The 4691-nt window shown below is 70.3% G+C and carries 4 protein-coding genes; 2 read left to right on the top strand and 2 right to left on the bottom strand.

The features are described 5' to 3' along the window. Positions 1–837 precede the first annotated feature (837 nt). Entirely contained in the window at positions 838–1392 is a 555-nt protein-coding gene (locus VF746_17775) for a YceI family protein (protein HEX8694275.1), read from the top strand. A gap of 100 nt (positions 1393–1492) precedes the next feature. Further along, positions 1493–2881 (top strand): hypothetical protein, encoded by a 1389-nt coding sequence (locus VF746_17770; GenBank protein HEX8694274.1) that lies wholly within the window; start codon positions 1493–1495, stop codon positions 2879–2881. A 384-nt stretch (positions 2882–3265) separates the two neighbouring features. On the opposite strand, the gene VF746_17765 is transcribed toward VF746_17770, so the two are convergent. Together VF746_17765 and VF746_17760 are read right to left on the bottom strand one after the other, a co-directional pair. After that, positions 3266–3766 (bottom strand): HAD-IIIA family hydrolase, encoded by a 501-nt coding sequence (locus VF746_17765; GenBank protein HEX8694273.1) that lies wholly within the window; start codon positions 3764–3766, stop codon positions 3266–3268. A gap of 10 nt (positions 3767–3776) precedes the next feature. Then, a partial coding sequence (locus VF746_17760) for an enoyl-ACP reductase (protein ID HEX8694272.1) occupies positions 3777–4691 on the bottom strand: 915 nt, incomplete at its 5' end.

Genomic DNA, 4691 nt, shown 5'->3' with positions numbered 1-4691 from the left:
AGTAACCGCCGCTTCCATCACTTTCGCACTCTCGCACTTAGCACTTTCGCACTGCCGTTCCGGGCATGTCCCTCCGCTGCGCTCCGGGCCGGGCTGCGCGCGCGGTAGGGCACGATACGACTGTGCCCAACCGCGCCAGGCCACCGCCGCGACGATACCCCGTGTCGCGGCGGCGTCCCGGCCCTGTCGGGCGCGCATCCCCTCACGCGGGTTTCGTCGCGCAAAGCACCGTGGGGGGTCGTAGGGGCGAGCCTGCGAGTCCGTAGGAAGTCCGCATCGGCTCGTGAGCCCGCCTCCCGCGCCTGCCCTGGCATCCACCGGTCGAGGCATGCCTCGCCCCTACGACCATCCCTCTCCCACGCACCGAGCCGCGTAAAGTCCACCCTCTCCCGAAGTTGAGAGAGGGTTGCCGCTCTAAGGCGGCGGGTGAGGGCCCGCGCCGGAGCCCGCCGGAACGCGCGAGACCGGCGTGTGCACGGCTCCGTCGCGCGAAGCGCCGAGGTGTTTCCCCTCTCCCGCAGTCTGGGAGAGGGGAGCGCGGCCCCTGGTCGTGAGGAACGAACGACCGGGCCGCGCGGGGGAGAGGGCCCCGCCTGTAGGGAAATGCCCCATCCCCTCCCTCGCGATCCCCTTCCGATCCCCTCCCGGCGGTAAGCGCCCGCACGACGCGACGTTCCGCGGTTCCCTTGCACGCGCGGCGGTGGATTGCCGACGGATGGGCGCGGGCCGGGAGACTAGCTTCATCTCCAGCTGGACCGGGCGGCGCGCAGCGCTCCGGTCCCCCCGCCGGAGCCGCGGAGGCCCGCCGGGGAAGTCCCCAACCGAAAGGTGACGATCATGCGCAGGCAACTGTACGTGCTGGCGGCCCTCCCCGCCCTCCTGGCGGCGTCGGCGGCGCCCCTCTCCTTCCAGAACGGCAGCCGCGTGTGGGTCTCGGGGACCTCCACGGTGCGCGCCTGGCGCTGCGAGAGCGCGCAGGTGGAAGGAACCGCCCGGGCCTCCACCACCACGCTCAGCGAGCTGAAGTCGGTGCCCGGCGCCGAGCTGAGTATCCCGGTGGCCGCGCTGGACTGCCGCAACAACACCATGAATGGCCACATGCGCACCGCGCTCAAGGCCGCCGAGAACCCGCAGATCCGCCTCCGCGCCTCCTCGATCGAGGTGAGCGCCGACGGCGCGGCGAAGATCGTCGGGCAGCTCACCATCGCCGGGAGCACGCAGCCGGTGACGATCGACGGCACGGTGGCCAGCGAGGACGGGCAGCTCCGGGTGCGCGGCACCAGGCAGCTCGACATGACGCAGTTCGGGGTGCGCCCGCCCAGCCTGATGATGGGCACCATGAAGGTGCGCCCCGCGGTGACGGTCGGCTTCGACGTGGTGCTGAAGCCCTGAAGGTGTGAAGGGCGGCGGGACCACCGCCGCGAGAAGAGGACCGGGGGCGCACACTGGCACCCCCGGAAACCGGAAGAAGCTCCTCCGTGGAGACGGAACCATGAGAACGACGCATCGTGTGCTGCTCCCGGCCTTCCTGGCCGTGTTCGCGGCAGCCCCGGCTCTTGCCCAGAACGACACCCCGGGCGGCGGCGCGCCCCCGGCCACCGGCGACTCGACGAAGGAGGAGACCCGCACCTTCGGGACGGCGCAGCAGATCAGCATCCAGAACTACCGGCCCACCGACCGGCGCGGCCTGAACGTCTTCGAGCCCCCCAAGAACGACGGCGTGCCCTACGAGGGCTTCAAGCTGATGCTCGGCGCGGCCTTCACGCAGCAGTTCCAGTCGATCGACCACAGCAACACCGCGGCGGAGGTCATCAAGAAGGACGCGAACGGCAAGGACTACAACGCGAACCAGCTCGCCGACATCGGCCCGGGCTTCAACAACTCGGTCGCCAACCTGTACCTGACCGCCCAGCTCGCCCGCGGCATCAGCGTGCACATGACGAGCTACCTGTCGGCCCGCCACCACCCCGAGACGTGGGTGAAGGACGGCTACCTCCAGGTGGACCAGTCGCCGATCGACCTGCCGATCCTGAACGACCTCTTCAAGGTGGCCACGATCAAGGTCGGGCAGATGGAGCTCAACTACGGCGACTCGCACTTCCGCCGCACCGACAACGGCAACTCCATCTACAACCCGTTCGTCGGCAACCTGATCATGGACCCCTTCACCACCGAGGCCGCCGCCGAAGTGTACGTGCGCTCGCACGGCCTGCTGGGGATGGTGGGGATCTCGGCCGGGCAGCTCCACCCCACGGTGCAGAACCCCGACGACCGGACGCCCTCGTTCCTGGGCAAGGTGGGCTTCGACCGCCAGCTCACCGAGGACCTGCGGGTGCGCCTGACGGGCTCGCTGTACACCAACCGGCACTCGACCGAGCAGAACCTGTACAGCGGCGACCGCGCCGGCTCGCGCTACTACTTCGTGCTGGAGAACACGATCGCCACCGAGAGCGGCAACTTCCGCTCGGGGATGCTGAACCCCGGCATGGGCTACAAGATGACCTCGTGGGTGGTGAACCCCTTCGTGAAGTTCCGCGGCCTGGAGCTCTTCGGGGTGATCGAGCAGGCCCGGGGCCGCACCCGCGCCGAGGAGGACGAGCGCACCTGGAACCAGTACGCGCTCGACGCCACCTACCGCCTGCTGCCGGGCGAGCCGCTGTACGTCGCCGCCCGCTACAACACGGTGCGCGGCCCCCTGGCCAACACCACCGCCGACGTGGGCGCGGACCGCTGGCAGCTGGCCGCCGGCTGGTACCTCACCGACAACATCCTGCTCAAGGGCGAGTACGTGACGCAGAAGTACGTCGACTTCGCCACCACGGACATCCGCAACGGCGGCAAGTTCAGCGGGTTCGTCTTCGAGGGCGTGGTCGCCTTCTGACCCGAGCCTCGCAGGACGCAGAGAAGCGGAGCGGGGAGCCCTCACCGGGGCTCCCCGCTCCGCTTTGCTTCATGCCAATGCCCAGAACTGTTACCCGATCGAATGTCATTCTGAGGGAGCCGCTGCGCCGCACCTTCTCAACGCGATGAAGCCGGGCGGCGACCGAAGAATCTACTCAGCGCAGCACGAGGGTAGTCGCGAGAGACGGACCTCGCTCGCAGGCGAAGTAGATTCTTCGGTCGCGTCCAACCTCTGGTGCGTAGGAAAGTCTCGCGAGGACGCTCCCTCAGAACGACATCTCGGTTGGGTCAACAGAGCTGGCAGAGAATCCCTCGCAGTTCTCCGTTGACTCCGTTGACTCCGTGTGAGGCTTTGCAGTTCGCTTCACGCACCCGTCCCGCGCAGGTCGCTCAGCACCACGTCCGCCGCCTCGGCCAGCGAGTCGACCACGGTGATGAAGGGGAGCGCCAGCGCCTCCTCCAGCTCGCTCTCCGGGCTCTTCACCAGGACCGCCCGGCCGCCGAGCCGCTGGGTCATGATCACGTCGCGCAGGCGGTCGCCCACGTACCAGGAGCGCGCCAGGTCCAGGCCGTGCTCGCGGGCGGCGCGCAGGTACATCCCCGGGCGGGGCTTGCGGCACTCCTGGGGGTCGGGCTCGCCGGGGCCCAGCGGGCAGTGGTACTCGGCTTCGGTGAAGTAGCCCCGGCCGATGCCGGACTGGTTGGTGACCAGCGCGGTGAAGAGCCCCGCGGCGGAGAGCCGCGCCACCGCTTCGGCGGCGCCGGGAAGGAGCTCCACCCCGGCGGGGTCGGAGAGGTAGTGCCGGTCGACGATCAGCGTGCCGTCCCGGTCCAGGAAGACGGCGGGCCTCCCCTCCCCCGCCACCGTCGCCCGCTCAGCCGGCGGTGATGTTGAAGCCGGCGTCCACGTACAGCACCTCGCCGGTGACGCCGCTGGAGAGCTCCGAGGCCAGGAAGAGCGCGGCGTTGCCCACCTCGCTCGAGTCCACCGTGCGCCTGAGCGCCGCCCGCTCGGCCGTGATCTTCATCAGGTCGCGGAAGTGCGCCACCCCGCGCGCCGCCAGCGTGTTGATGGCGCCCGCGGAGACGGCGTTCACGCGTACGCCCCGCGGCCCCAGGTCCACCGCCAGGTAGCGCACGCACGCCTCCAGCGCCGCCTTGGCCACGCCCATCACGTTGTAGCCCGGCACCGCCTTCTGCGACCCGTAGTAGCTCATGGTCACCACGCTGCCGCCCCCCTCCATCAGCGGCGCGAAGGCGCGCGAGAGCGCCACCAGCGAGTAGGCGCTGATGTCCATCGCGGTGGAGAAGTCGCCGCGGGTGGTCTCCAGGAACGGGTTCGACATCGCCGTGCTGGGCGCGTACGCCACCGAGTGCAGCAGGAAGTCGAGCCGCCCGCCCCACAGCCCGCGCACCCCCTCGACGACGGCCTCGATCTGCTCGTCGCGGGTGACGTCCAGGTCGAAGAGCGGCACCTCGCCCAGCTCCTGGGTGGTCTTCACCACCCGGTCGCGCATCACGTCGCCCTGGTAGGTGAAGGCGAGCTCCATCCCGGCCGAGGCCAGCGCCCGCGCGCACCCCCACGCGATCGAGTTCTTGTTGGCGACGCCGACGATGAGGCCCTTCCTGCCGGCGAGGAGTCCGGCGAGTCCGGCGACCGGCGAGCTTTCGGCCATGTCTCCTGTCTTCCGTTCGACGAGCGTTCGAAGAAGTCTCAGCGGCGCGCCGGGGGCGGCGCCGCGGGCGGCTGCGGCGGCGGGGCCGGCGCGGGAGCCGGAGCCGGCCGCGGC

The organism is Longimicrobium sp., assembly GCA_036389795.1.
GTDB lineage: Bacteria > Gemmatimonadota > Gemmatimonadetes > Longimicrobiales > Longimicrobiaceae > Longimicrobium.
Note: the sequence above shows the minus strand (reverse complement) of the source record. Positions and strands in the feature narration are given on the sequence as shown.